This window comes from Salinigranum salinum, from assembly GCF_009176545.1.
Taxonomy (GTDB): domain Archaea; phylum Halobacteriota; class Halobacteria; order Halobacteriales; family Haloferacaceae; genus Salinigranum; species Salinigranum salinum.
On the sequence record NZ_VTOJ01000002.1, the window covers coordinates 399178 to 424048 of the forward strand.

Genomic DNA, 24871 nt, shown 5'->3' on the forward strand with positions numbered 1-24871 from the left:
TTGCACGGAACCCGTTCGGGTGACGGCGAGCGGATTCGTCCCGGACTGCTTTTGCCGACGCCCGGCGAGAGCGAGGTATGGTCTCCACCCTCGCGTGGGTCGCGCTCGCCCTCGCCGCCCTCGGCGTCGTCGGGAGCGTCCTCCCGGCAGTCCCCGGCGCGACGCTCTCGCTCGTCGGCGTCCTCCTCTACTGGTGGTCGACGGGCTACACCGACCCCTCGACCCCGATCCTCGTGGGGTTCGTTCTCGTCGCCGCCGTCGCGACCGCGGTCGACGTCGCCGGGAGCGCCGTCGCCGTCCACGCCGGCGGTGCCTCGTCGCTCACCGCGGCCGTGGCGCTCGTCGCGGGGCTCGTCCTCGGGCTCCTCACCGGCCCCGTCGGCTTCGTCCTCGGCGTCGCTGGCGCGGCGTTCGCCGTCGAGTACTACCGGACCGGCAGCTCGGAGGAGAGCGGGCGTGCCGCCCTGTTCGCCACCGTCGGCGTGCTCGGCTCGGCCCTCGTTCAGGGGTTACTCACGCTGTCGCTGCTCGTCGGGCTCGCGGTCGTCGTCTTCACCTGATCGTCGTCGGGGGCGATTCGGATCAGTCGTCCGTCGACGCGACCGCTCTGACGGGTGCGCCGTCGCCGTCGAGCGCCAGCGGGTATCCGTGGAACTCGAAGCGCGACGGGAGCCGGGCCAGTCCGGTCAGGTTCTCGTAGATCAGCCGCCCGGCTCCGAGGATGGCATCGTGTGCCGCGAACCCGGTCGACTCCGCCGGTTCCGTCGGTTCTGTCGGCTCCGTCGGCTCCGTCGGCTCTGTCGGCTCTGTCGGCTCTGTCGGCTCCGTCGGCTCCGTCGGCTCTGTCGGCTCTGTCGGCTCTGTCGGCTCCGTCGGCTCCGTCGGCTCTGTCGGCTCTGTCGGCTCTGTCGGCTCTGTCGGTTCCGCACTCGGCGACGGCGTGGGGTCGACGTTCAGTGCGTCGGTCGCCACGTCGTACCCGTGGTCGACGCACCACTCGGCCGCCGCCCGCGTCAGGAACGGGTGATCCGGAGACCGGGCGGTGCCCCAGTGGTCGTCCCACCCCGTGTGGAGCACGAGCAGGTCGGCGTCGGTCGCGTCTGGCAGGTCCGCGACCCCGATCGGCGCGCGAGCGCCGAGTCGAACGTCCGCCAGCTGCGCGTCGAAGCGGAACGCGTCGGGCGCGAACGCGCCGAGCGTCGCGCCGTCGTCCTGCGTGTGGCTGGGCGCGTCGACGTGCGTCCCCGAGTGACTCCCCAGCGAGAGCGCCGTCACCCGGTAGCCGTCCGTCTCGAAGTCGGCGTGAGGTTCGATCTCGACCGAGGGGTCGCCGGGGTACGTCTGCATCCCCGCTTCGAGCGGGTGTGAGAGGTCGTACGTGGCCATGCCTCCGACTCGCGGAGCGGACCGTTACGTCTTTCCGTGGCTCGGTTCCGCGACGAGGCGGTGTCGGCCCGGTCCGAGCTGGTCGTCGCCGTCCGATCGGCGGGGGCGGTCGTTCTCAGCACTAATACTCACCACAGAACCGTTATATCGCCCGTTCGAGACGGTCGGACAATGAACTGGTCGGCACGGTCGTCGATCCGCGTCCTCCACGTCGACGACGATCCGGAGTTCGCCGAACTCACCGCGACCTTTCTCGAGCGCGAGGACGAGCGGCTCACCGTCGAGACGGCACAGAGCCCACCTGCGGAACTCGACCGCCTCGCCGACGACGTCGACTGCGTCGTCAGTGACTACGACATGCCGGAACTGACCGGGATCGACTTCCTCGAGGCCGTTCGCGAGCACCACCCCGACCTCCCGTTCGTCCTCTTCACGGGGAAGGGGAGCGAGGAGGTCGCCAGCGACGCCATCTCGGCGGGCGTGACCGACTACATCCAGAAGGAGCACGGAACCGGCCAGTACGCGGTCCTCGCGAACCGCATCGGGAACGCCGTCGAACAGTACCGATCCGAGGCCGCCCTCGAGGCGAGCCAGGAGCGCCTCTCGCTGTTCATCGAACAGTCGCCGCTGGGCGTCCTGGAGTACGACGAGGAGTTCGAGATCGTCGGACTCAACCCTGCTGGCGAGGAGATTCTGGGCTACTCCGAGGCGGAACTGTGCGGCCACACCTGGCAGAAGCTGGTCAGCCCGTCGAGCTACGAGAACGTCGACGACGTCACCACCGCCCTCTCGGCGGGGACGGGTGGCTTCCACAGCGTCGACGAGAACGTCCGGAAGGACGGCGAGCGCATCGTCTGCGAGTGGCACAACCGTGTCGTCACCGACGAGGAGGGAGACGTCGTCGCGGTCTTCTCGCTGTTTCAGGACGTCACGGAACGCCGCCGACACGAGGAACACCTCCGGGAGACGACTGCCCGCCTCGAAGCGCTGTTCGAGCACTCGCCGGACATGATCGACATCCACGACGCCGAGGGGACGATCCTCGACGTGAACCCGCGGCTGTGTGAGGTGACGGGGTACGACGAGTCGGAACTCGTCGGCATGAAGGTGTGGGACGTCGACGAGACGGCCACGCCCGACGACGTGCGTGCCGCCTGGGAGCGGATGGCTGACGGCGAACGACTCGAGCTGGACGGGGAGTACGCATGTCGCGACGGGTCGACGGTCCCCGTCGAGGTGCACGTCAGACGGATCGAAGGGGACGGTGACCCCCGGTTCGTGGTGAGCAGCCGCGACGTCTCCGAGCGTATCGAGCGGGAGCGACAGCTCGAGGCGGCGACGGCACGCTACCGGACACTGGTCGAGCGCTTCCCCGACGGCGGGGTGTTCATGTTCGACGACGACCTTCGCTACACGCTCGCGGGCGGCGACGAACTGGCGGCGGCCGGGTTGACGGCCGACGAGGTCGTCGGCAGCCACCCGGACGAGCTGTTTCCGGCCGACGTCTCGGCCGAGCTGGTCGAGCGATACCGCGACGCCCTAGCAGGCACCAGTCACGTCTTCGAGCAACAGTACCACGGCGAACGGTATCGGGTCCGAACGCTCCCGGTCCGGAACGACGACGGGGACGTGGTCGCGGGGATGGCCGTCTCACGGGTCATCACGGAACAGAAACGACGGGAGGAGCAGCTCGGTCGGCAGAACGAACGGCTCGAAGCGTTCACAGAGGTCGTCTCGCACGACCTCAGGACGCCGCTCTCGGTCGCCGAAGGCCACCTCGATCTGGCCCGGGCGGACTGTGACTGTGGCCACGAACACCTCGACCGGGTCGAGAACGCACACGCCCGGATCCGGACGCTGCTCGAGGAGCTGCTGGCGCTCGCTCGAGACGGTCCGAGACACGAGGCCGTCGACACGGTCCCTCTCGTGGACGTCGCCCGGGCGAGCTGGCGGAACGTCGACACGGGCGACGCGACGCTCGTCGTCGACACCGACCGACAGATCCTGGCCGACCACAGTCAACTCCAGCAACTGCTCGAGAACGTGATGCGCAACGCCGTCGAACACGGTGGCGAGGACGTGACCGTGACCGTCGGCGAACTCGCCGACGGCTTCTACGTCGCCGACGACGGCGCCGGCATTCCGGAGTCCGAGCGGGCGAGGGTGTTCGAGAAGGGGTTCTCGACCGCGTCTGACGGGACCGGTTTCGGCCTGTACATCGTCGCGGAGCTCGCCGACCGACACGGCTGGACGGTCCGCGTCTCCGAGAGCGAGAACGGTGGCGCACGGTTCGAGATCACCGGCGTCGACCTCGTCTCCCCGGAGCCACGCACCAGCGTCTCACACGACGACTGAGGTCGACGGGTTCCTCCGCGACTGCGTTCGGTCGGTGCCTCGGCGACCGCACCTCCTCGGGCACTCCCCCCTCAGGGGTGTGCGAAGTAGACGACCGACTCGTCGCCCGAGACGGCGCCGTCCTCGGCCACCCGGTCGACACGGACGAAGCCGATCCGCTCGAACTGGAGCACCTCGTCGACGTCACGCTCGGCGAACCCCGGCTCGGCCATCCCGGTGACGTCGCCGTCCATCGTCCGCATTCGGACGGGGAGGGAGCCGTCGGCGGGCACCCAGTGGACGACGTCCACGTCGCCGTCGCGGACGACGTCGATGTCGTCGCCCGTGAACTCGAACGCGTCGCGGGTGTGCCTGACGCAGCCGTAACCCTTCAACCAGACACGCCGCCCGTTCGGTGGGACGTCGTCCGGTTCGACGAGTACCGCACCCTCGACCGGGATGTGGCGGCGGCCGCGGTCCTCGTGGTCGGGGTGGACCGGCGGCTCGCCCGCCGCCGGGCCTGCGATGACGGGCTTCTCCACCCCGTCGCGCACGAAGAAACACCGGTCGGACGCGTCGTCGACGCGGTCGCGGTTCTTCGCGTACACCGACGACATCGAGAGATCGACGTTCGCGGTCGACGTGCCGAGTTCGATCATCGCCTCGACGACCGCCTCGCCCCTGATCCCGCGGCGGCGCAGGCTCCGCAGCGTGGGTGCGCGCGGGTCGTCCCAGCCGTCGAGTTCGCCCGCGTCGATCAGTTCCTTCAGCGTGGAGGTCGAGAGTTTCACGTCGTACGCGTCGACGTCGACGTGGCCCCAGTGGATCACCTCGGGGTACTCCCAGCCGAAGTAGTCGTAGACGAACTCCTGGCGTTTGGCCGAATCCTGCAGGTCGATGCCACGGATGATGTGGCTGACTTCGAGCAGGTGGTCGTCGATCCCCGACTGGAAGTCGAGCATCGGCCAGCACCTGTACTGCGACGCCGCCTCGCGAGGGTGCGGGGTGTCGACCATCCGGAAGGCGACCCAGTCGCGGAGCGCGGGGTTCTTGTGTTCGATGTCGGTCCTGACTCTGAGGACCATCTCCCCCGCGGCGAACTCGCCGTCGACCATCGCCGTGAACTCCTCGTGGGTCTGCTCGGTGGACTTGTCCCTGTGTGGACAGGCCTCGCCCGCGTTCTTCAGCGCCGAGAACTCCGCCTGCGGACACGAACAGGTGTACGCCCCGCCGGCGTCGACGAGGTCGCGGGCGTACTCGTAGTACGTCTCGACACGGTCCGACGCCGTCACCACCTCGTCGGGCTCGAACCCCAGATAGGCGACATCGTCGAGGATCTGGTCGTAGGCGTCGAGGTCGGGTCGCTTCGTCTCGGGGTCGGTGTCGTCGAACCGGACGACGAACTCGCCGTCGTACCGCTCCTTGTACGTCCCGATGACGGCGGGCATCCGCGCGTGGCCGATGTGCCACGGGCCGTTCGGGTTCGGCGCGGCGCGCATGCGGACCGTCTCGTACGCCTCGACGTTCGGCAGGTCGGGCAGGGTGTGGTCGTCGCCCTCGTCGTCGGCGTCGAGGGCGGCGGCGAGCGCGGGGTCCAGTTCTTCGAGACGAGCCCGTCTCTCCGCCGTGTCCATCTCGTTCACGCGCTGGACGACTGGCGCGACCACGCCCGGCACCGCGTCGCCGTGGGGGCGGAAGTCCGGGTTCTCACCCATCAGCGGTCCCATCACGGCGCCGACGTCGGCGTCGCCGTCGTGCTTCAGCGCGTTGAACAGGGCGTGGGCCTCCGCCGCCCGTTCGACGCGCTCGCGGAGTTCGTCTTCCATCGTCTCCCGGTGTGGGAGGCGTGGGCAAAAGAAACCCGGATTCCCGGTCACTAGCGGCAACGGGGGACGCGGGCAGGGGTACGTCAATGAGTACCACGCCGAGACGTATGAGCGTTTCGCGGGGTCCGGTGCGGAGCAGTGTACGGTGATGGCCGCGACTCGACAGGTCTGTACACGTTCTGGGCGGGCGGAGGCCCGAGCCACGGCGGGGGCGGTGGAAGTGTCCGATTCAGTGATCCACCCCGGAACGGTGCCACCGCGAGTACCTCGACGGGGCGACGTGGGACGTCCGTCCGACAGGCGTCTGCCGGGCGCTCTCAGCGCTGAATCCCGGGAACGAGGAGTTATCCGTGCACGCGACTCGACGCAGACGTCGTCCACCATGTCAACACCTCGCAATCCAACGGTCCACGTGCCGGCCGGAGACGAGTACGACCACGTGTTCCACTCCTCGACACGCTGTCCAGGGTTCCCGGTCACGTCCACCGCGATGCCCCGGTCGAGAGCCCGACGGGACGGTCGAACCGAGTGTCCCCGGTGTTACGAGCGACGAATGCGGACCGTCGAACGCGACTCGGCCGGTCGCGTCGAGTCGCGCTCGTGGCGGCCGGTGTCGGAGTCGAGGGGCTCCGGATTCTCCGGGTTCGCCGTCGACTGACACTGTCGGCTGTAACCGTTTCGAGATCTTCGACACCCCGAGGTATCGAACGTTTTCGTGGCCTCACAGCCGACCGGACGAGTGCGACACGGTCCGCTCGCTCGCGATCGATTCGTGGTCCGTCGGCGATCACGGTCCACGGAACGACTCACTCCACTATCGGTCGTCGCGACGGACGGAGAGCGAGGCCGACGTCACACGGTCACCGTCCCCTCGGGGCCGGGCCGAACGGAGGTCCTGACCGACGCCGATCCGACGGTCAGTAGCCGCGGGTGATGAGGTAGTCGGCGATGTCCGCGAGGAGGCTCCGCGCCTCGTTGTCGGGGAGCACTTCGAGTCGGGACTTGCTCTTGGCGACGAGCTCCTGGGCGGTGGTCCGGGCGTAGTCGATGCTCCCTGCCTCCTCCAGGGTGGCGACGGCCGCCTCGACCTCCCGCTCCGTGAGTTCCTCGGGCGTCTCGGCGGCGACGAGGGAGTCGACGTCGACACCCTGCTGGCGGGCGTGGAGCGTGATGAGCGTCTCCTTGTCCTCGACGAGATCCGACCCGCGCTGTTTGCCCAGCCTGTCGGAGGGAACCGTCAGGTCGAGCACGTCGTCCTGTATCTGGAACGCGCTGCCGGCCTCGATCGCGTACTGGTGGAGTGCGTCGACGACGGTGTCGTCGGCGTCCAGGAGGATGGGCGGGATGGCCGCGGCCGCCCCGTAGAGGACCGCCGTCTTCGACTCGACCATCTCCAGATACTCCTCGGGACGGATCTCGGTGCGCCCCTCGAAGTCGACATCGAGCGCCTGTCCCTCGCAGATGTGGGTACAGGTCGTCGCCAGCTTGCGGGTGGCGCGGAGCCCGTTCTCGGGGCGGGCTCCGGTGTGGGTGAGGATCTCGAACGCCTTCGAGTAGAGCGTGTCGCCCGCGAGGATGGCCGTGTCGGTGTCGTACTCGACGTGAACTGCCGGAACGCCCCGACGGAGGGCGTCGTCGTCCATGATGTCGTCGTGGATGAGCGTGAACGACTGGATGATCTCGATGCTCATCGCGGCGGCGAGGACGTCGATCCGCTCGCCCGAGAGGGTCGGGAAGTCGGTGTACGACTCGGACAACGGTTCGGCGTCAAGCAGCGCCTCGCTCACGAGGAGCGAGACGGTCGGACGGAGCCGTTTGCCGCCGGCCAGCAGCAGGTAACGCGACGCCTCCCAGAGCCGTTCGGGCTGTGCCATGGGGAGGTAGTCGTCGATGGCGCCGTTGACGACCCGGCGACGTTCCTCGACCGCGGCGAGTACCCGCTCCTCGGTGGCGTTCGCGTCGGAGGGCATCAGTCCACCAGCTGGATCATGTTGCCGTTCCGCGTGACGTGGAGGTCGCGCCCGAGCGCGTACCCCTGGTTCTCCGCGAGGTCGACGTACGGGGAGAAGCCCTTCAGGTTCTGGTGGGCCGGGATGACGTGCTGGGGCTGGAGCGCCTGCAGCATCGTGTAGTGGCCCTCCTCGCGGAGGTGGCCGGACACGTGGATGTCGTCGTAGATGCGCGCGCCCTGCATCTTCAGGAGCTTCTCGGACTGGTAGCGCTGCCCCTCGTTCGTCGGCTCGGGGATGACGCGTGCGGAGAAGAGCACCTTGTCGCCGTCGTCGAGCTCGAACGGCGTCTCGCCGCGGCCCATCCGGGTGAGCATCGCGCGCGGCTCGCCCTGGTGGCCGGTCACCACGGGCAGGTAGTTCTCCTTGCCCTCGTTCATGATGCGCTTGAACGTCCGGTCCACGGACTTGCGGTGGCCGTACATCCCGACGTCGTCCGGGAAGTCGACGAAGCCGAGTCGCTCGGCCGTCCCCGAATACTTCTCCATCGACCGACCAAGGAGGACGGGCTGGCGGCCGATCTCCTTGGCGAACTCCACGAGGGAGGTGACGCGGGCGATGTGTGAACTGAACGTGGTGGCGACGATGCCGCCGTCGTAGTCCTCGATCGACGTCATCACGTCCCGGAGGTGCCGGCGAGCGACCGCTTCGGAGGGCGTCCGGCCCTTGCGACCGGCGTTGGTGCAGTCCTCGATGTAACAGAGCACTCCCTCGCCCTCGCGGCCGATCTCGCGGAAGCGCTTCATGTCGATGGGGTCGCCGATGACCGGCGTGTGGTCCATCCGCTTGTCCAGCCCGTAGACGATGGCTCCCTCGGGGGTGTGGAGGACGGGGTTGATGGCGTCGATGATCGAGTGGGTGACGTTGACGAACTCGAGTTCGACCTGGTCGCCGATCGACATCGTCTCGCCCGCCGACATCTTGACGAGGTCGTTGCCGACGTTGAACTTGTTCTCGCCCTCGATCTGCTGGCGGACGAGTTCGATGGTGAAGGGCGTGGCGACGACCGGCGCGTCGTAGCGGTGGGCGAGCTTGGAGATGGCGCCGATGTGGTCGAGGTGGCCGTGTGTCGGCACGATCGCCTTCACGTCCCCTTCGAGGTCGCTCATCACCCGGTCGTCGGGGATGGCGCCCATGTCGATCAGGTCGAGGCTGTGCATCTGTTCGGTTTCGACGTTGTCGTGGATGAGAACCTGCGAGAGGTTCAGACCCATGTCGAAGACGACGACGTCGTCACCGGCGCGGACAGCAGTCATCTGGCGGCCGACTTCCTCGTAGCCGCCGATCGTTGCGATTTCTATTTCCATGGTAGCACTGAAACGCGAGGGTGTCGCACTCGTGTATCTGAATCCCCGCGGATGTGGCGGAAGCCACGGGCCTCGGCGTCTTGCAGCCTGTCGGTCGGTGGTCCCCGCTGTACGACCGGCGGTGGTCGCACTTACCCGCGGGAGTGTGGTACTGGAGGCTACACGCCGGGGTACTAAAAGAGCACGGGTTGTGGTGGACGACGCGTGAGAGCCGCCACGACCGCCCGACGTGGCGGGGGCGAACTGGGAGACGCCGGGCGACAGGGGGTAGGCGAACACGACCGACAGACGGTACGTTTATTAGTGCGACAGAAGCGTGTTCAGGTATGAGTGGACGACCGCTGGACGTACTCGAGGCGTCGCTCGACGCGCTCGTCACGGTTCATCTCAAGGACGGAACGATCTACCACGGCGTGCTCGCCGGGTACGACCAGCACATGAACCTGGTGCTCGAGGGCGACGACGTCGGCGACGTCCACGGTGAACTGGACGCCACTGCAGTGCAAGACACAACGATTATACGCGGCGACAACGTCGTGACGATAACAACATGACTGGCGCAGGAACGCCGAGCCAAGGGAAGAAGAACAAGACGACGCACGTGAAGTGCCGCCGGTGCGGCGAGAAGTCCTACCACGTGAAGAAGAAGGCCTGTGCGTCCTGTGGCTTCGGGAAGTCGGCCAAGCGTCGAGACTACGCCTGGCAGTCGAAGGCCGGCGACAACTGAGTCGGCGGTCACGGTTCTCCCGGTCGCTTCGTTCGTCACCGTGGTCTGTCGTGACAGGGCAGTCCACGGGACCGATCGACCACCGTCGCATCGAAGGACGACGAACCGGCCCACGGCGCGGGACCTGTACACGATTACGCACAACTTCGGGTTACCGCTCGGGAGAATACGGCACAACCACGGGTCTTTTTACTGCTCCGAGCGCATCCCACTCGTATGGCACACGGGCGGGACACACTCCCGGACGGACCGACGGAGAAGTGTGGCGTCGTCGGTCTCTCGCTGGCCGATCGGGCCGCTGCACGGCCGCTGTACTACTCGCTGTACGCCCTCCAGCACCGGGGGCAGGAGTCGGCGGGCATCGTCACCCACGACGGGTTCCAGCAGCACAGCCACGTCGACATGGGGCTCGTCGGCGACGCCTTCTCCGAGTCGGATCTCGCCGGGCTGAACGGGACCACGGGGATCGGCCACGTCCGCTATCCGACGGCCGGGAGCGTCGACAAGTCCTGCGCACAGCCGTTCACCGTGTCGTTCAAGTCGGGATCGCTCGGGCTGTCGCACAACGGCAACCTCGTCAACGCGGGCGAGATCCGCGACACGCTCGCGGCGAAGGGCCACGCCTTCACCTCCGACGGCGACACCGAGGTCATCGCCCACGACCTCGCGCGGAACCTCCTCGAGGGTGACCTCGTCCGCGCCGTCAAACGGACCATGGAGCGCATCCACGGCTCGTACGCGCTCACGATCATGCACGACGACACGGTCCTCGGCGTGCGCGATCCCGAGGGGAACCGTCCGCTCTGTATCGGCGAACTCGACGACGGCTACGTCCTCGCCAGCGAGAGTGCGGCCATCGACACCCTGGGCGGCACGCTCGTCCGCGACGTGCGACCCGGCGAACTCGTTCTGCTCGAACGCGACGGGTCGGGCTTCGACTCGTACCAGCTCGTCTCACACGAGCGAACCGCCCACTGCTTCTTCGAACACGTCTACTTCGCCCGCCCGGACTCGCGCATCGACGGCACGCTCGTCTACCAGGCGCGCCGCGAACTCGGCCGCCGGCTCTGGGACGAGAGCGGCGTCGACTCCGACGTCGTGATGCCCGTCCCCGACTCCGGCCGGGCGTTCGCCTCGGGGTACGCCGAGGCCGCACAGGACGACGGGGCGGACGTCGAGTTCGCCGAGGGGCTGATGAAGAACCGCTACGTCGGCCGGACGTTCATCATGCCGACGCAGGACGAGCGCGAACGCGCCGTCCGGCTGAAGCTCAACCCCATCCGGAGCACGATCGAGGGGCGGTCGGTGACGATCATCGACGACAGCATCGTCCGTGGCACCACCTCGCGTCAGCTGGTGAGCCTGCTGCGGGACGCCGGTGCCGACGAGGTCCACGTCCGGATCGGCGCGCCGCCGATCGTCGCTCCCTGTTACATGGGCATCGACATGGCGACCCGCGAGGAGCTCATCGCCGGCGACCAGTCGGTCGACGACATCTGCGAGGAGATCGGCGCCGACTCGCTCTCGTACCTCTCGATCGACGCCGTCGCCGCGGCGCTCTCGTCGTCCCGAATCGATCTCTGCCTCGGCTGCGTCACCGGCCAGTACCCGTACGACATCGACGGCGAGGAGACCGATCGGGCGGTCGAACGACCCGCCGTCACCGACTCCGCACCCGCAGACGACTGATCGCGGGGGCTGGACCACGGCGACGCGAGGGGAGCCACCGCCGCGTTCGAGCGGGCTACAGTCTCCCGGCCGTCCGACCCGAAACGGACGTTATCGTGCGGTTTTGAGACACACTATTTAAATAGATGTACTGGGTACCTCTCGCTCATGCCGGGATGTCGGCGATCCGGGGTGTTCGTGCGTGGCTGACGGCGTCCTCGCCAGTACGCGGTTCGATCCGACCGCGGACCGGTCAGTCTGCGTGGCGATCGTCGAGACGATCGAGCTGGTCACGGACCGGACGGACGACCTGCCACCACTCGGGGAGCGGATCGACACCGACGCGGTCGACGCGCTGTTCTCCACGCACTTCGGCACCGCGCCCGAACCGGCCGTTCGCCTCTCGTTTCCGTACGAGGAGTGGCAGGTGACGGTGTCGGGCACGGGCGAGATCGTCGTCGGCCCGCTGTCGGGTCGCGAGATCGCCAGCGACTGACGGCCGGCGGTTACGACGGCGCGGGTCCGTCGCCGCCGGACGAGTCGAACACGTTCGGGGGACGGCTCTCGGTCGTCCCGTCCCGAGTTCGACGTATGAGCCGCGTGTTTCCGTTCGGATCGAGGGACGACGCGTTCGACGACGAGGGGTCGTTCGTCCCCGCGCACCTTCCCGATCCGGACCCGTTCCTCACGGAGGAGGGTGGAGAGGTACTCACCGACGAGGCACACGTCCGCATCCACGACTGGAGCCGCGACGTCTTCGAGGCACGGGGCGTCTCCGACGCGACGTTCGGCTACAATCTCGCGCGACTCAACGACGACGCCCGACATCCCGACGCCGGGATCCGCTACGCGCGCGACGGCGACGAACTCCGGGCGGTGTTCACGCCGACGACGGCCTTCTGTCCGCAGGCCGAGACGCTCGCAGTCGCGGCGTTTCGCGCGTGGAACGATCGCGGTGACGGTGCGGAGACACCGACCCCGCCCGACGGCGTCGACCACGTCCGCGTCCGGGTCGCCTCGCTCCACCGCGACCACGAGCGGATCGACGCCCGGCTCCAGTCGCTCGAATCGACGTAACACCCGAACCTGTTCGGGAGAACGTTGGGGAGCATCCGTCGTGTACCGGCGCACATGTCCGAGACTGCTCGACTCCCCCCGGCGCTCGAATCGACCGTGCCGACGGACCGCGCCGTGGTCGCCGTCGACGTGGCGACGGCACCCCCACCGGAACCCCTGACGCGGACCCTGGAGGCGCTGGCGACGCTCGACGACGACGAACTCCTCCTCCAGGTGAACGACCGCGAGCCGACGTACCTCTTCCCGAAGCTCGACGACAGGGGTGCCGCGTACGCGACCGCCGAACGAGTGGAGACGGTGGTGACCGCGATATGGTACCCGTGAACGGAGTCTCGTCCGAGGACGGGAACCGAGCGGACACCGGAAACCGGACGGACGAAGACGGACACCGGGCGGACGACGATCGTTCCGAGGGGAGGGACGCCGACGAGCGGACCGAGCCGGTCGACGCGCGCGCCCTCTCGCCGGCCCAGCGCCGCGCCGTCCTCCGGGTACTCGCCGACCGCAGTGGCGAGGTCGCCACCGACCAGCGACGGGCGGCGATCAGCGCACTGGACGACGGGACGGGCGTCCCGCCGGAGACGCGGTGGGTCCTGTCGACGATGGCCGTCAGGCTCGCCGTCCGGGTCGTCTCCCCCTTCGCGACCCCGCTGGTCGACGGCGACGACCGGGCGGCGGTGGCCGTTGCCGAGCTGTTCGCTCCGTCGGAGTGATCCGATCCGGCCTCCGAGGTGACCCGACCCGCACCTCAGTGGCCGTCGAGACCGAGTCCAAGGACGACGAGCGCCGTCGCCGGGCCGTCGTCGGTGGCGGCGGGCGAGACCTCCTGTTCGCCGTCGAACCGGAGGCAGTCACCCGTTTCGGCCGACCAGGTGTCCCCGGCGACGGTCACCTCGAACCCACCCTCGACGACGAAGAAGACGACGCCACGTCCCGGATGAGCGTGGGGTGGGACTGACTCACCCGCGTCAAGGCGGAGCCGGACGACGTCCGGTTCGCCCTCACCGTCGAAGAGCCGCCCGGTGCCGTCGAGGTCACTCAGCGCCGCCCGTTCGACGCGCGCCGGGTCGGTGGCTCCTCGGTCGGTGTCGGTCGTGCGGTCGTCGGTCCTGTGATCGTCGCTCATCGTTTCGGGAACGTCGCGACGTAGCGGTCGTCGGCCTCCCTCTCGACCCGGTAGCCGTCGCCGTCGAACGCGTCGACCTCGGCCTCGAACTCGTAGTACAGCGGCGACGGGTCGTGGTCGTTCACGACGACGAGCGCCTCGCCGGCGTCGAGGGCCTCGAAGCAGTCGTGGATGCGTTCGTGGCGCTGTGCGGGCGGGAGGTCGCGGACGTCCAGTCGGTCCATATCTCGACTGTCTCGCCCGAACGGTCTGTCGGTTCCCCCGAACAAGTTCGGAGGGAGAGTGAACCGCCGGGTGGCCGTAGAGGCGACCATGACCGACAGCGACGTCGCGACGGAACCCGTCCACGAGAGCTCGTGGTCCGCGAACCTCGAGACGGAACGGCACGCCGCCGACCAGGACCTCGTCGTCACCGAGGCACGCGACGCCGTCCACGCGACGCGGGCGGGCGTTCACGTGAACCTCGTCACCCACGGCGACCACGGCGACCCGAGGGAGTACCTCTGGGAGCCACTCGCGTCGCTCGACCGGGTGGAGAGAGTCGAGTACGTCGATCGGTGTGGCTGTGGTGGTCACGTCACCCGCGTCCACGTCGCGTAGCGAGGATCGCCGGCTCGGTGGCAGTTCGGCCGTCGACGGTCGAAGCGCCGTACACCGACGTTCGGGTTCGCGGTCACTCGCCAGTTGGTGGGCGTTCACGTGGTGCCGCGCGCCACCCTCGCAGTGCGTGCACCCACACCACCTGCACGAGGTTGAGCGCCGCGAGCACGAGCGCGGTGCCCGCGACGGCGACACCGGCGACGACCAGACGTGGCGTCCCGAACACCGTCCCCGCGACCAGCGCGGCTCCGCCGAAGACGAGGCCGACGAGGTCTGCACGGGCGGCGCGAGCCTCGTACAGGTCGTCGGGCATCGGCACCGGCTCGAATCCGACGCGGTCGGCGTACCGCCGGTCCCAGATCAGGAAGGGAACGACGTGGTACAGCGTCCCGACCAGGACGGCCGCGAACACGACGCCCAGCACCCACGCGGCCGCCGCCGGTCCGACCGCACCCGTGTCCAGCGGGTGGGTCAGGAGCGTCGGTGCCGCGAGCACGGCCCACAGTGGGAGGGCGACTGCGACGACCGCGTACCGCGTCGCCGTCGGCGTCGTCTCGACGCGGCGTTCGAAGACGACGCGGACGAGCAAGAGGCCGGCGGCGACCACGCCGACGAGGACGAGGGCGGCCCCGAGGAGCGCGAGACGGTGGTGTGCGAGAGCACGTCCGGCGGCGAGGAGGGCGACGCCGGGTGGGAGCGTCGCCTCCTCGACGCGGCTGAGACGGATCGAGCGGCGGTCGACGTCGGCACCGGCGAACATCGGCCCGAGCTGGTACAGCGCGCCGACGACCGTGAGCAACACCCCACCGAGGAGGGCGAGCGTCGCGTGCCCCGAGCGGACGGCGGCGTGCGAGAGGCCAGCACGGGCGAGGAGGCCGACCGAGAAGTCGACGGCGAGGAGGCCGCCCAGCGCGACGGCGACCGCGAGCGCACAGAGCGCGTAGACGAAATGTCGCTCGGTCACGTCGCCCCGGCGTGGTCGCGGCAGGGTTCGAAGGAGGTCGTAGACGAACGTCCAGACCCCGGCGACGGCGAACAGCCCGAGCACGAACAGTCGGGGACGACCGAAGACGGCGGCCGACGTCAGGCCGACGACGCCAGCGGTCACGAGGACGAGTGCCAGGTCTGCGAGCCGGCGCGAGTGGAGGTCGACGCCCGACCAGACCGGGACGAACTGTTCCATCGCGCCCATGATGGTGAGACAGATCCACCCCAGGACGAGGAGATGGATCGGAGCGAGGCGGACGAGTCCGTCGAGATCGCCGACGAGGACGACCGTCCCGAGGACGACCCCGACGAGGAGGAAGCCGAGCCCGAGCACGGCGTGCGCGAGCGGGAGCCGGAGCGGCGGACCGTACGACGTGTCGACGTCCGGAACGCGCATGCGAGACGGTTCGGCGGCGGTCGGCCTGCGCGTTCTCCCGAACGTGTTCGACTGCCCGTTCGGCCACGACGCGGGGTTCTCGAACGGCAGGTCGGCCGGGAACCGCGAGCCGAAGTCGCACACCCGAACGGGCTCGACGAAAACGAGGTCACCGAAGACGCCGCGACTCACTGCTCGGGGTTCGGGTCGAAGATGTCGGGTCGTTCCTCCCCCTCGGCGGTCACGATCGCCATACAGCCCTTGCGGGCGACCCGCGAGAGCGCGTGGTCGACGAGTTTGAAGTTCCCCGGGACGGGGAAGCTCATCGTCGCGATCGTCGTCGAGCCGGGTGCGACGGGCTTGGTCTGGACGTGGGTCTCCGGGCGGGTGGTGAGCGAGCCTTCGGGGTACAGTTCCTCCCACACGTTGCCGATGGGGTGGAAGCTGGAGGTGAGGTTCGGCCCGCCGGTGACGAAGTACGTCCGGACGGTGTCGCCCGTCGAGACCGTCGCCGCGGTCCCGTGACCGTCGGGCGTCAGAGCGTACTGTTCGCCGTTCATCACGACGTACGTCGGCTCCTCCCGCTTCATCGCCTGCATGTCGAAGCGGTGTTTACCGGACTCGCCGGCCTCCTTGTCCGTGTAGATCTCGTGCTGGCCGAGGTAGAGTTCGTGGTCGACCGCGGGCATCCCCTCCTCGGGTTCGACGAGGATGATGCCGAACATCCCCGCCGAGATGTGCATGTCGAGGTTCGGGACCGCGCAGTGGTAGATGTACGCGCCGGGGTACGTCGCCTTGAACCGCAGGCGGGCGGTCTCGCCTGGCGCGGTCATCGTCGCCTCGGCACCACCACCGGGGCCGGCGACGGCGTGGAAGTCGACGTTGTGCGGGAGGGCGTTCCCCGAGGGGTTCTCGAACGTCAGGTCCACCGTGTCACCCTTCCGAACCCGGATGAACGGCCCCGGCACCTGGCCGTTGTACGTCATGTAGTCGAACGTGACGCCGTCTTCGATCTCGGCCGTCACTTCCTCCGGGCGGAGGGTGACGTCGACCGTCGTCGGCGTCGACCGCTGGATGGGGCCGGGGATGTCGGTCGGGTCCGCGGCGACCCGGTCGACCGTCGGTTTCGCGTTCTGCTCCATCGCCGTGCGCTGTCGCTCCGTGTCCGCCGCGGTCGGTGCGTTCGCGGCACAGCCGGCGACGGCGGCCGCGCCGCCGACGCCGAGGGCTTCGAGGACGGAACGACGGGTGGTTCGGACCATCGGTGGTCACCTCACAGTCGTGAGCTAGTGGTACAGGGACTAAAACCGGGACTCAGGCTGTACGACCGTGAGAACGCGGGCGGAGATGTTCGGACTGGACACTTAAATCAGCGACCAGCGTCTCGCTCGTGCGTCGGAGCCATCCCTGGTGGACTCGCGCGACCGCGCCGGCGGATACGTCGGCGTCTCCGGACGGTCCGTCCGAGCGACTCGTTTCACCCGGCCGAGGGTCGGTCGCCACTCGGACAGTGGCGGACGGCATCGAACGCGGTGGGTGAGCCGGCTCGATCGACGTCGCGACTCCGCGACAAGTGACCTCGTAAAAACATTTTTTATTGTTAGGTTCTATCGTTCCGCGAGGGTAGTTACCTAATGACGCGATCGGACGACAGCGGAGCGGACGAACTGGACACGTACCGGCTCGCGCGCCGTGCAGTGTTGAAGGCGACCGGTGGTGCGGCGGCGCTGTCGCTGGGGGCCGGAACGGCCGCCGCGGCGAACCACAACAACGGCCACTCGGGGAACGAGAACGGGAACGGCCCCGGAACGGGCCAGGGTGACTCGAACCCGAACTACATCGACCCGGTGTTCGGACAGGCGTCCGCGGAGCCGAAGCCGGAGTCGTTCCGGCCACCGGTCCGACCGGATCACGAGGTGGACATGCTGTTCACCGTCGAGAACCTGCTGTTCGCGGCCGCGGCCGAACTGGACGAGGATCAGAGAACGGCCGTCAACAGCGCTGCTGCGGACGGGACTGTGACGAGTCAAGAGGCGGGCGATCTGGACGAGACCATCACGATCGAAACGCCGAACGGGCCGGAGGAGGTCCCGCTCTCGGCGGTCGCTGGGGCCTTGACCGAGACGCTCGGGTTCAACTTCGAGCCGGCGGGGCTGGTGGTCGAACCCGGCGACATCGTCGTCTTCGACGCAGTGTCGCCCGACCACCTCGTCGCCTCGTATCACGAGCGACACGGGCGGCAGAACCGCGTTCCCGGGGACCCCGGGTCCGGAACCGGACTCATCTCGTCGCCGCTCATCCCCGTCGGCGGCTACTGGCTCTACCAGTTCGAGGAGCCGGGCGTCTACGACCTCAACTGCACGGTCCACGAGCTCTTCGGCATGGTGATTCGGGTGGTGGTCACGGACGACCCGAACGACGTGCCCGAACTCGACGTCGACGAGGGGAGCGGCCGCCCGCCGGAAGACGTCAACGAGATCGAACTCGTGTTCGGCGGCCTCGACCCGAACCTCCCGAGCGCCCTCGGCGCGCTCGAGACCGATGCGCTCTCCCCCGGGAACATCGTCGACGAGGGCGAAGTCAGCTGGGAGGCCGTCGTCGAGGAACACCGGACGTCGTAGCGGGCCTCGGGACGGTCCCCGGACGGGCTGTGGCCGCGCGTCAGTCGTCCGACTGGAGCGCCCGTGCCGGCTGAGGCAACCGGACGTCGTCGGGATCGGTCACCTCGCGCCGCGACCGGAGCTTGTCGAGCACGTCGTACGCGAACAGGAACGTCCCGGCGATGAGCAAGGTGTCGCCGGGCATCCGCACCCAGAACAGCAACTGGACGAGGTCGCGCTCGTAGAAGGCCAGGCTGCGGGCGGCGTCGTAGCTGGCGGTGAAGGCCGTCTCCAGCTGGAGGAACCCCACGGGGAGGACCGAGACGAACACCATGAGCGCGAGCCCGACGTTCCAGAGCCAGAACGCCCACCGGAGTCGCCGGCCCGACCACTCCCTGGTCGTGATCCGGAGCATGTACGTCGCCATGCCGATGGCGAGGAAGCCGAACGCACCGAACATGGCGGCGTGGGCGTGTCCCACCGTGAGGTAGGTGCCGTGCTCGTAGTAGTTCACCAGGGGGAGGTTGATGAAGAACCCGAGCACGCCCGCCCCGACGAAGTTCCACGCCCCCGAGGCGATGATGAACATGAAGGGGAGCGTGTAGGGGAACGACTCGCCCTGCGCCGCCAGCGAGCGGTACTCGTTCAGCGCCTCGAAGAGGATGAACACCAGCGGGAGGAGTTCGAGCGTCGAGAAGGCGCTCCCGATCGGCACCCAGAGGTCGGGCAGACCGACCCACCAGTAGTGGTGCGAGACGCCGATGACGCCCGTACTCATCACGAGCAGGGCCTCGAACATCACGGCCTTCTCGGCCGACTCTCGTCTGAGGAGGTTCATCGAGACGAGAGTGATGCCGACGATGGCGACGATGAAGAACTCGAACGCGCCCTCGACCCACATGTGGACGACCCACCACCGCCAGAACTCGGTGACGACGATGTTGGTCCCCGGGGTGTAGAGGAAGCCCGCGACGAACAGCAGGGCGATCGAGCCGCCGGCGTAGAGGATCATGTGCGCGAGACCGTAGCGCGGCTCCTCCCGGAGGAGGGGTCGGAAGCCGCGGGCGACCAGCGCGGCCCACGCGAGAAAGCCCAGGAGCAAGCCGGCCTGCCAGAGTTTGCCGACCTCGAGGTATTCGAGGCCCTCGTTGCCGAGGATCCACCAGAGCGCGCCGTCGATGTACCCCTGCGCGCCGAGCCAGATGCCGGCGAGCCCGCCGACGGCGACGACCACGAGCGCGCCGAGGAGGCCGTAGACGTACCGTCCCTGGTTCTCCGGCTCGTAGCCGGTCAGGAGCGCGGGGAGGAACAGCCCCGCGCCGAGCCAGAGCGTGGCGATCCAGAGCACGCCGAGGTCGATGTGCCACGTCTTCGCGATGGCAAAGGGGAGCCACTGGAGGACGTTCACGCCGAGCAGTTCGCCGAGGCCGAAGAAGCCGGCACGCTCGACGTAGTAGTGAGCGAGCAGGCCACCGAGGAGCACCTGTCCACAGAACAGCAGGGCGGCAACGGGGACGAACGACAGCGCCGCCATCTGACTCGGCACGAGATCGACGTCGCCCGGACGCGGGACATCGATGTGCTCCGTCTCGGGTTCGGGCAGGTCGACCGAGCGGTAGAGCCAGATGCCCAGTCCAGCGGCACCGACGAGGAGGATCATCGCGACGACCGACCACGTCATCGCCGCGGCGGTGGGTTCGTTCCCCGCGTCGGGCGCGTACGGCCAGTCGTTGGTGTAGGTGTGCGTCGACCCCGGCCGTTCCGTGTGGGCGGCCCACGCGGTCCAGAGCGCGAAGTCGGCGAAGTCACGCGCTTCCTCCTCGGAGGAGATCATCCCCGCGGGGACGCCCCGTTCGGCCTCACCCTCGTGATAGCGTTCGACGTACTGTTCGCGGACGCGCTCGTGCGCCCACGCCTCGGCGGCCGAGTAGTCGACTGGACCGCCGTCGTACCCCCGATCGAGGTCCGACTCGACGAGGCTGTCGACGGCGGCCTGCCGCTCGCGCGCGAGGTCCGCGTACGCCGTCCCGTAGCGCTCGCGGGCGTAGTACTCCTTCATGTACTCCGTCTTCAGGTCGAGCGCGTCGGCGGTGTAGTCCTCGCCGAAGTACGCGCCGTTGCCGAGGACCGAACCGTGGTTCATCAGCCCGTCCTGCTGGAAGACCGTCTTCCCGTGCCGGACGTCGGCACCGGTCGCGATCGTCTCACCGTCCGGTCCCTCGATGCGCTGTGGGATGGGCGGTGCCTGTTCGTACGCGAGGTACGCCCCCGCGCCCATCACGACCAGGTTGAACACGAACACGACGACCAGCACGCGTGCGATCGTTCGTCTGCGTATCTCCATGACAGTCGGCTGTTCACGGGCCACCGTTACCGGCGTCACGGCGCTTCCCAGACCACGACACGGGGGGCGAACATGTTCGACCTGCGGGATCAAGGGAAAGGAGGACTCCCGTCGAGCGTGATCCCGCGGTTCACTCCGTGGCTACGGGTCGGTCGACGCGGGCACGTCGGGCGAAGCTTATTTGCATGATTAACCGTTGACAATACCTATGCCGTCTGACAACGGGGCTGCGGGCATCGACCGTCGACAGGTGTTGAAGACGCTCGGCGTCGGCGGACTGGTCGGACTGGCAGGGTGTAGCAGCGAGGACGCAAGCGACGCCGACGGCGCTGGCGACGCCACCGACACCGACGGCGGGACAGGGACCACAGAGGCGTTCGAGGCGCAGGGACCGGGTGATAGACGCTGGATCCGGGCGGCCACCTCCAGCGCGCAGAGTCTCAACCCGCTCAACGTCAGCGACGAGGCGACGACGAACCGGATCGGCCTGCTGTACGACCCCGGCAGCGTCACCGTCGACGGGCCCGCCGTCGAGGGGCGACTGCTGTCGGACTGGCAGCTCTCCGACGACGCCCGCACGGTCACGTACACGGTCCGCGAGGGACTGGAGTGGGGGGCCGGCTACGGGCAGGTCACCGCCGACGACTACATCGCGTTCGTCGAGAACATCGTCTACGGCGACCTCGGCAGGGAGCAACGGCCGGTCGGCTACACGCAGACGGACAGCTACGTCCTCGGCGGTGAGCGGTTCGAGATCGAACGGCTCGGGAAACTGTCGTTCCGCGTCACGCTGCCACAGCCGCGGGCGTACTGGCTGACAGAGGATCCGCTTCGGGTAGCGTGGATCGTCCCCGCGGGGCTGATCGAGAAGTACAAGCCCCTGCAGAAGCGGACGGTGAACGGCGAGGAGGCGAACGTCGTCAGACAGATCGGCGCGGACCCGGCCGTCGCGGAGGCCGACCTCGCCGGGAACCTCGGGCCGTTCACGTTCGAGCGCTGGACGAAGGGACAGAAGCTGGTACTGAGCCGGAACGACGACTACTACCTCGCGGGCACGGACGTCGGCGGCGGACGGTTCGAGGGTGCGCCGACCATCGAGGACTTCACCTACCAGGTGTTCGACGAGCAGTCGACCGCGTACTCGGCGTTGCGTGCGGGCGACATCACCGCGACGAGCCTCGAGGCACGGAAGGTCGACGAGGTCGGGTCGAGCGACGGGGTAACGGTGTTCGAGTCGCAGTTCGGCGACGGGGTGTTCTACCTCAACCTCAACCACAGGGTCAACGGCTGGGCACCGATCCGCGAGAGCCGCGCGGTGCGGCAGGCGTTCGCCCACCTGATCGACAAGACCACCCTCATCGACCAGATCTTCGAGGGACACGCCGACCCCGCGGCGACGTTCCACCCCAGCTGGGGGCCGTTCTACCCCGACGACCTGCCGACGTTCGAGCCCAGCGTCGACCGGGCACGGGAGAAGTTCGAGAACGGGACCGGGAGCGACTACGGCTACGACGGCGAGGCGTTCCTCGGGCCGGACGGCGAGCAGGTCGAACTGCGGCTCGCGATCAACAACGCCAGCCAGACCGGCGAGATCATCGGCAACTACCTCAAAGAGCGGCTCGGCCAGGCGGGCATCGCGGTGACCGTCGTCGGGACCAACTTCACGAAGCTCCTCACCCAGTACGGTCGGAACAGCGTCGACAACAACCCGAACTTCGACGGCGAGCCCTCGTACAACTCCGGGCCGTACAACGCTGGCGCGTACGACGAGGCCATCTCACAGGAGCCGTGGGACATCCTGCAGGGGGTCGGGTTCTCCGCGGCCCCCTTCACCCCGTGGCAGATCATCGACCTCGTGCTGACGCGCACGGGGACGTTCAACTACTTCGGCTACACGACCGACGACTACGACCTCTCGACGCGGATCGAGGAGGCGGCCACGGCGACCTCGCGGTCGGAGACCGAGTCGATCCTCGCGGAGATGTTCCGCTTCCTCGCCCGCGAGCAGCCACTCACGTGGCTCTACAACGACAACTTCCTCGGCGGCTACCGCCGTGCGGTGTCGAACTTCCCGGAGCCGGACAGCTACTGGGACAAACCGGACAGCCGGACGCTGACGCTCCGCACCGCACAGTGAACGCCGGACACGACCGCCGCTCGGTCCGTCGAGATCGAACCGCCGCGGGGCAGATCGATCGGGATCGACCCCGGAGACGGGACGGAGCCGACCGATGTCGATGAGGTGGTACGTGGTACGGCGACTGCTGTGGACCGTCGTGGCGACGTGGGTGGCCGTCAGCCTGACGTTCGGACTCCTGATGGTCGCCCCGAGCCCGGGCGCCGAGGCCGCGGCGGCCCAGTGTGCCGCACAGGACCAGGACCCCGAGCAGTGCCGGCAGAACTACCTGGAGGAGCGCGGCCTCACCCGCCCGATCTCGGTCCAGTACGTCGACTTCATGACCGGGATCTTCACGCTCGACTGGGGCTACTCGAACAGCCAGGGCAAGCCCGTCCTCGCCGCCATCGCGGACGCGTGGGTGTACTCGGCGCAGTACTTCGTCCCGAGCGTCCTCCTCAGCGCCGTCGTCGGCTACGCCATCGGCCTGTACAGCGCGGTGAACCGGCACACGCTCACCGACTACGTCGGCTCGTTCGTCGCCTACTTCGGCATCAGCGTCCCGAACTTCTGGTTCGCGATCGTGTTGATCCTGATCGTGGGCGTCTGGTTCCGGGACGCGCAGGTGCTGGGCGTCTCCCTGGAGCCGCTGAGCCTCCGAACCTACTACGAGGTCGACTACCCGACGTTCAGCGTCAGGAACGCGAAACAGCTCGTGCTGCCGGTTGTCGTCCTCTCGACGGCGAGCGTCGCCAGTCAGATGCGATACGCGCGGGCGCAGGCGCTCGAGTACGCGACCGCCGACTTCGTCAAGACCGCCCGGGCGAAAGGTGCCTCGACGTGGCGCGTGCTGATCTACCACGTCCTCCGGGTCGCGCTCGTCCCGCTGTCGACGATCCTCATCGTCGACGTGCTCGCGGTGCTGTTCGCGGGCTCGTTCGTCATCGAGACGATCTTCCAGATCCCGGGTCTCGGCCGACTGGCGCTCGAAGCGATCAGTCAGCGAGACACGGATCTGGTGCTGGCCACGACACTGATCCCCGTCTTCCTGGCGATCGTCGGGAACCTCATCCAGGACCTGGCGTACGTCTCCCTCGACCCACGGATCGACTACGGTGATCGGTGATGTCGGGGGACGCCACGCGAGAAACGGCGGCGTTCGACGCCGAGACGGAGGCGCTCGACTCCGAGGCGGACAGGTTCGACACGATCGAGTGGGACGAGATCGACGCCGACGGCGACGGTGTCTCGCCAGTCCTCGTCGTCGAGGCGCTCGTCTTCGTCGTCGTCGCGGCCGCGTTCGCCTACGACTACCTCGTCGTCGCGAACGACGGGCCGCTCCTGTTCGACTGGGACGTCACGTCGGTCGAGTGGCTGTTCCTCGCGGTCCTCGTGCTGGGCGCGTTCCACGTCGTCGCCCCGCTGGCGCGGAACCGCCGGATGACCGCGTACTACTGGCGACAGTTCCGGAACGACCGGTTAGCGGTCGTCTCCGCCGGCTACCTGTGTCTCCTGTTCCTGATCGGGGTGTTCGGCCCGATCGTCTGGGCGGCCCCGAACGGGACGATCGACTACGGGACGGCGTACGCGCCGCCGGTGTTCCTCGGCGGCGACGGGGCCTCGCTGGCGCACGCGCTGGGGACCGACGCACAGGGGCGGCATCTCTGGCACCTCATCGTCTACGGCATCCGAGTCAGCTTCGAGGTCGGGCTCATCTCGACCGCGATCGCCATCACGCTCGGGACCGTCGTCGGCGCGGTCGCCGCGAACGTGGGCGGCTACGTCGACGAGGTGCTCATGCGCTACGTCGACATCCAGCAGACGTTTCCGGTGTTCGTCCTCCTCGTGTTCCTCGTCTACCTGTTCGACGCGAGCCTGCTCCTCATCGTCGTCCTCTACGGCGTGTTCGGCTGGGAGGGGACCGCCAGACTCGTCCGGTCGGAGGCGCTCCAGCGCTCGGAGGAGACGTACACGAAGGTCGCCGAGGCGGCCGGCGCGAGTCACTGGTGGGTCGTCCGCCGGCACGTCATCCCGAACGTGTCGAGCACGGTCATCACGGCGGCGACGCTCTCCATCCCCGTCTTCATCCTCGGCGAGGCCACGCTGTCGTTCCTCGGGTTCGGCGACCCGAGCACGTTCAGCTGGGGCCGGACGATCAACGCGGGGCGCTCGGACCTCGACAGCGCCTGGTGGATCAGCACGATCCCGGGCGTGGTGTTGTTCCTCACGGTGCTGGCGTTCAACTTCACGGGCGACGCGCTCCGCGACGCCGTCGACCCGCGGACGGACTCGTGACGTGGCGACCGGGTCGTGGGTCGGAGACGGCTCGTCGGTGACGCGCCACACGCCGCCGCGAGCTGTCCCGGACGGGGAGGGTGGGGCCTCTCG

Annotated in this window: 23 protein-coding genes; 14 read left to right on the forward strand and 9 right to left on the reverse strand. The window is 68.4% G+C overall.

Annotated elements, in window-relative coordinates; genetic code table 11:
• The first annotated feature begins 77 nt into the window (after nucleotides 1-77).
• Nucleotides 78-560, forward strand: a complete 483-nt coding sequence (locus FZP69_RS13655) for a DUF456 domain-containing protein (RefSeq protein WP_152041956.1) — start codon at nucleotides 78-80, stop codon at nucleotides 558-560.
• A 22-nt stretch (nucleotides 561-582) separates the two neighbouring features.
• Here FZP69_RS13655 and FZP69_RS22900 read toward each other — a convergent pair whose 3' ends face one another.
• Nucleotides 583-1386 carry a cyclase family protein gene (locus tag FZP69_RS22900; RefSeq protein ID WP_152041957.1) on the reverse strand — a complete coding sequence of 268 codons (804 nt, stop codon included), beginning with the start codon at nucleotides 1384-1386 and terminating at the stop codon, nucleotides 583-585.
• Nucleotides 1387-1557: 171 nt separating this feature from the next.
• Here FZP69_RS22900 and FZP69_RS13665 point away from each other — a divergent pair, with 171 nt between their 5' ends.
• Nucleotides 1558-3741, forward strand: a complete 2184-nt coding sequence (locus FZP69_RS13665; RefSeq protein WP_152041958.1) for a PAS domain S-box protein — start codon at nucleotides 1558-1560, stop codon at nucleotides 3739-3741.
• A 71-nt stretch (nucleotides 3742-3812) separates the two neighbouring features.
• Here the strand turns inward: FZP69_RS13665 and FZP69_RS13670 are convergent, their stop codons facing one another.
• The 3 genes from FZP69_RS13670 to FZP69_RS13680 form a co-directional block, all read right to left on the reverse strand.
• The gene (locus tag FZP69_RS13670; RefSeq protein WP_152041959.1) at nucleotides 3813-5546 is read right to left on the reverse strand and encodes a glutamate--tRNA ligase; all 1734 of its coding nucleotides are present in this window, start codon (nucleotides 5544-5546) and stop codon (nucleotides 3813-3815) included.
• 917 nt (nucleotides 5547-6463) lie between these two features.
• Nucleotides 6464-7516, reverse strand: a complete 1053-nt coding sequence (gene idsA3 / locus FZP69_RS13675; protein WP_152041960.1) for a geranylfarnesyl diphosphate synthase — start codon at nucleotides 7514-7516, stop codon at nucleotides 6464-6466.
• Nucleotides 7516-8862: an RNase J family beta-CASP ribonuclease gene (locus FZP69_RS13680; protein ID WP_152041961.1), complete on the reverse strand. Its 1347-nt coding sequence runs from the start codon at nucleotides 8860-8862 to the stop codon at nucleotides 7516-7518. Before FZP69_RS13680 ends, idsA3 begins: the two co-directional genes overlap by 1 nt.
• Nucleotides 8863-9188: 326 nt before the next feature.
• On the opposite strand from FZP69_RS13680, the gene FZP69_RS13685 reads away from it, so the two are divergent.
• The 7 genes from FZP69_RS13685 to FZP69_RS13715 all read left to right on the forward strand — a co-directional run bounded on the left by FZP69_RS13685 (nucleotide 9189) and on the right by FZP69_RS13715 (nucleotide 13047).
• Complete coding sequence (locus tag FZP69_RS13685) at nucleotides 9189-9416, forward strand: LSM domain-containing protein (RefSeq protein WP_152041962.1); 228 nt, start codon at nucleotides 9189-9191, stop codon at nucleotides 9414-9416.
• Nucleotides 9413-9589 (forward strand): 50S ribosomal protein L37e, encoded by a 177-nt coding sequence (locus FZP69_RS13690; RefSeq protein ID WP_152041963.1) that lies wholly within the window; start codon nucleotides 9413-9415, stop codon nucleotides 9587-9589. The genes FZP69_RS13685 and FZP69_RS13690 overlap by 4 nt, the downstream gene beginning before the upstream one ends.
• 216 nt (nucleotides 9590-9805) lie before the next feature.
• Nucleotides 9806-11278, forward strand: a complete 1473-nt coding sequence (gene purF / locus FZP69_RS13695; protein WP_152041964.1) for an amidophosphoribosyltransferase — start codon at nucleotides 9806-9808, stop codon at nucleotides 11276-11278.
• Between the two features lie 181 nt (nucleotides 11279-11459).
• Complete coding sequence (locus tag FZP69_RS13700) at nucleotides 11460-11753, forward strand: HalOD1 output domain-containing protein (protein WP_152041965.1); 294 nt, start codon at nucleotides 11460-11462, stop codon at nucleotides 11751-11753.
• Nucleotides 11754-11848: 95 nt separating this feature from the next.
• Nucleotides 11849-12334, forward strand: a complete 486-nt coding sequence (locus tag FZP69_RS13705) for a hypothetical protein (RefSeq protein ID WP_152041966.1) — start codon at nucleotides 11849-11851, stop codon at nucleotides 12332-12334.
• 54 nt (nucleotides 12335-12388) lie between these two features.
• On the forward strand, nucleotides 12389-12658 hold the full coding sequence (locus tag FZP69_RS13710) for a DUF2249 domain-containing protein (protein WP_152041967.1): 270 nt from the start codon (nucleotides 12389-12391) through the stop codon (nucleotides 12656-12658).
• The gene (locus FZP69_RS13715; protein ID WP_152041968.1) at nucleotides 12646-13047 is read left to right on the forward strand and encodes a hypothetical protein; all 402 of its coding nucleotides are present in this window, start codon (nucleotides 12646-12648) and stop codon (nucleotides 13045-13047) included. The genes FZP69_RS13710 and FZP69_RS13715 overlap by 13 nt, the downstream gene beginning before the upstream one ends.
• 35 nt (nucleotides 13048-13082) lie before the next feature.
• Here FZP69_RS13715 and FZP69_RS13720 read toward each other — a convergent pair whose 3' ends face one another.
• A complete protein-coding gene (locus FZP69_RS13720) occupies nucleotides 13083-13460 on the reverse strand; it encodes a cupin domain-containing protein (protein WP_152041969.1) in 378 nt (125 codons plus the stop codon).
• A complete protein-coding gene (locus tag FZP69_RS13725; RefSeq protein ID WP_152041970.1) occupies nucleotides 13457-13684 on the reverse strand; it encodes a DUF2249 domain-containing protein in 228 nt (75 codons plus the stop codon). Before FZP69_RS13725 ends, FZP69_RS13720 begins: the two co-directional genes overlap by 4 nt.
• An 88-nt stretch (nucleotides 13685-13772) precedes the next feature.
• Between FZP69_RS13725 and FZP69_RS13730 the strand changes: the two genes are divergently transcribed.
• Nucleotides 13773-14060 carry a CGCGG family putative rSAM-modified RiPP protein gene (locus tag FZP69_RS13730; RefSeq protein ID WP_152041971.1) on the forward strand — a complete coding sequence of 96 codons (288 nt, stop codon included), beginning with the start codon at nucleotides 13773-13775 and terminating at the stop codon, nucleotides 14058-14060.
• Between the two features lie 73 nt (nucleotides 14061-14133).
• Here the strand turns inward: FZP69_RS13730 and FZP69_RS13735 are convergent, their stop codons facing one another.
• Together FZP69_RS13735 and nirK are read right to left on the reverse strand one after the other, a co-directional pair.
• Entirely contained in the window at nucleotides 14134-15444 is a 1311-nt protein-coding gene (locus FZP69_RS13735; RefSeq protein ID WP_152041972.1) for a hypothetical protein, read from the reverse strand.
• A gap of 167 nt (nucleotides 15445-15611) precedes the next feature.
• A complete protein-coding gene (gene nirK, locus FZP69_RS13740) occupies nucleotides 15612-16685 on the reverse strand; it encodes a copper-containing nitrite reductase (RefSeq protein WP_152041973.1) in 1074 nt (357 codons plus the stop codon).
• A 372-nt stretch (nucleotides 16686-17057) separates the two neighbouring features.
• Between nirK and FZP69_RS13745 the strand changes: the two genes are divergently transcribed.
• The gene (locus FZP69_RS13745) at nucleotides 17058-18044 is read left to right on the forward strand and encodes a cupredoxin domain-containing protein (RefSeq protein WP_152041974.1); all 987 of its coding nucleotides are present in this window, start codon (nucleotides 17058-17060) and stop codon (nucleotides 18042-18044) included.
• A 40-nt stretch (nucleotides 18045-18084) separates the two neighbouring features.
• On the opposite strand, the gene FZP69_RS13750 is transcribed toward FZP69_RS13745, so the two are convergent.
• Nucleotides 18085-20367 (reverse strand): nitric-oxide reductase large subunit, encoded by a 2283-nt coding sequence (locus FZP69_RS13750; RefSeq protein WP_152041975.1) that lies wholly within the window; start codon nucleotides 20365-20367, stop codon nucleotides 18085-18087.
• A gap of 208 nt (nucleotides 20368-20575) precedes the next feature.
• Between FZP69_RS13750 and FZP69_RS13755 the strand changes: the two genes are divergently transcribed.
• The 3 genes from FZP69_RS13755 (at nucleotide 20576) to FZP69_RS13765 (ending at nucleotide 24778) form a co-directional block, all read left to right on the forward strand.
• Nucleotides 20576-22504 (forward strand): ABC transporter substrate-binding protein, encoded by a 1929-nt coding sequence (locus tag FZP69_RS13755; protein WP_152041976.1) that lies wholly within the window; start codon nucleotides 20576-20578, stop codon nucleotides 22502-22504.
• 100 nt (nucleotides 22505-22604) lie between these two features.
• Nucleotides 22605-23609: an ABC transporter permease gene (locus FZP69_RS13760; protein WP_192918687.1), complete on the forward strand. Its 1005-nt coding sequence runs from the start codon at nucleotides 22605-22607 to the stop codon at nucleotides 23607-23609.
• A complete protein-coding gene (locus FZP69_RS13765) occupies nucleotides 23609-24778 on the forward strand; it encodes an ABC transporter permease (RefSeq protein WP_152041978.1) in 1170 nt (389 codons plus the stop codon). Before FZP69_RS13760 ends, FZP69_RS13765 begins: the two co-directional genes overlap by 1 nt.
• Nucleotides 24779-24871 lie beyond the last annotated feature (93 nt).

Excerpts from the sequence above, each read along its gene's own strand:
- FZP69_RS13655 (WP_152041956.1), top strand. The coding sequence starts at position 78 with ATGGTCTCCACCCTCGCGTGGGTCGCGCTCGCCCTCGCCGCCCTCGGC.
- FZP69_RS22900 (WP_152041957.1), bottom strand. The coding sequence starts at position 1,386 with ATGGCCACGTACGACCTCTCACACCCGCTCGAAGCGGGGATGCAGACG.
- FZP69_RS13665 (WP_152041958.1), top strand. The coding sequence starts at position 1,558 with ATGAACTGGTCGGCACGGTCGTCGATCCGCGTCCTCCACGTCGACGAC.
- FZP69_RS13670 (WP_152041959.1), bottom strand. The coding sequence starts at position 5,546 with ATGGAAGACGAACTCCGCGAGCGCGTCGAACGGGCGGCGGAGGCCCAC.
- idsA3 (WP_152041960.1), bottom strand. The coding sequence starts at position 7,516 with ATGCCCTCCGACGCGAACGCCACCGAGGAGCGGGTACTCGCCGCGGTC.
- FZP69_RS13680 (WP_152041961.1), bottom strand. The coding sequence starts at position 8,862 with ATGGAAATAGAAATCGCAACGATCGGCGGCTACGAGGAAGTCGGCCGC.
- FZP69_RS13685 (WP_152041962.1), top strand. The coding sequence starts at position 9,189 with ATGAGTGGACGACCGCTGGACGTACTCGAGGCGTCGCTCGACGCGCTC.
- FZP69_RS13690 (WP_152041963.1), top strand. The coding sequence starts at position 9,413 with ATGACTGGCGCAGGAACGCCGAGCCAAGGGAAGAAGAACAAGACGACG.
- purF (WP_152041964.1), top strand. The coding sequence starts at position 9,806 with ATGGCACACGGGCGGGACACACTCCCGGACGGACCGACGGAGAAGTGT.
- FZP69_RS13705 (WP_152041966.1), top strand. The coding sequence starts at position 11,849 with ATGAGCCGCGTGTTTCCGTTCGGATCGAGGGACGACGCGTTCGACGAC.
- FZP69_RS13710 (WP_152041967.1), top strand. The coding sequence starts at position 12,389 with ATGTCCGAGACTGCTCGACTCCCCCCGGCGCTCGAATCGACCGTGCCG.
- FZP69_RS13715 (WP_152041968.1), top strand. The coding sequence starts at position 12,646 with ATGGTACCCGTGAACGGAGTCTCGTCCGAGGACGGGAACCGAGCGGAC.
- FZP69_RS13720 (WP_152041969.1), bottom strand. The coding sequence starts at position 13,460 with ATGAGCGACGATCACAGGACCGACGACCGCACGACCGACACCGACCGA.
- FZP69_RS13725 (WP_152041970.1), bottom strand. The coding sequence starts at position 13,684 with ATGGACCGACTGGACGTCCGCGACCTCCCGCCCGCACAGCGCCACGAA.
- FZP69_RS13730 (WP_152041971.1), top strand. The coding sequence starts at position 13,773 with ATGACCGACAGCGACGTCGCGACGGAACCCGTCCACGAGAGCTCGTGG.
- FZP69_RS13735 (WP_152041972.1), bottom strand. The coding sequence starts at position 15,444 with ATGCGCGTTCCGGACGTCGACACGTCGTACGGTCCGCCGCTCCGGCTC.
- nirK (WP_152041973.1), bottom strand. The coding sequence starts at position 16,685 with ATGGTCCGAACCACCCGTCGTTCCGTCCTCGAAGCCCTCGGCGTCGGC.
- FZP69_RS13745 (WP_152041974.1), top strand. The coding sequence starts at position 17,058 with ATGACGCGATCGGACGACAGCGGAGCGGACGAACTGGACACGTACCGG.
- FZP69_RS13750 (WP_152041975.1), bottom strand. The coding sequence starts at position 20,367 with ATGGAGATACGCAGACGAACGATCGCACGCGTGCTGGTCGTCGTGTTC.
- FZP69_RS13755 (WP_152041976.1), top strand. The coding sequence starts at position 20,576 with ATGCCGTCTGACAACGGGGCTGCGGGCATCGACCGTCGACAGGTGTTG.
- FZP69_RS13760 (WP_192918687.1), top strand. The coding sequence starts at position 22,605 with ATGAGGTGGTACGTGGTACGGCGACTGCTGTGGACCGTCGTGGCGACG.
- FZP69_RS13765 (WP_152041978.1), top strand. The coding sequence starts at position 23,609 with ATGTCGGGGGACGCCACGCGAGAAACGGCGGCGTTCGACGCCGAGACG.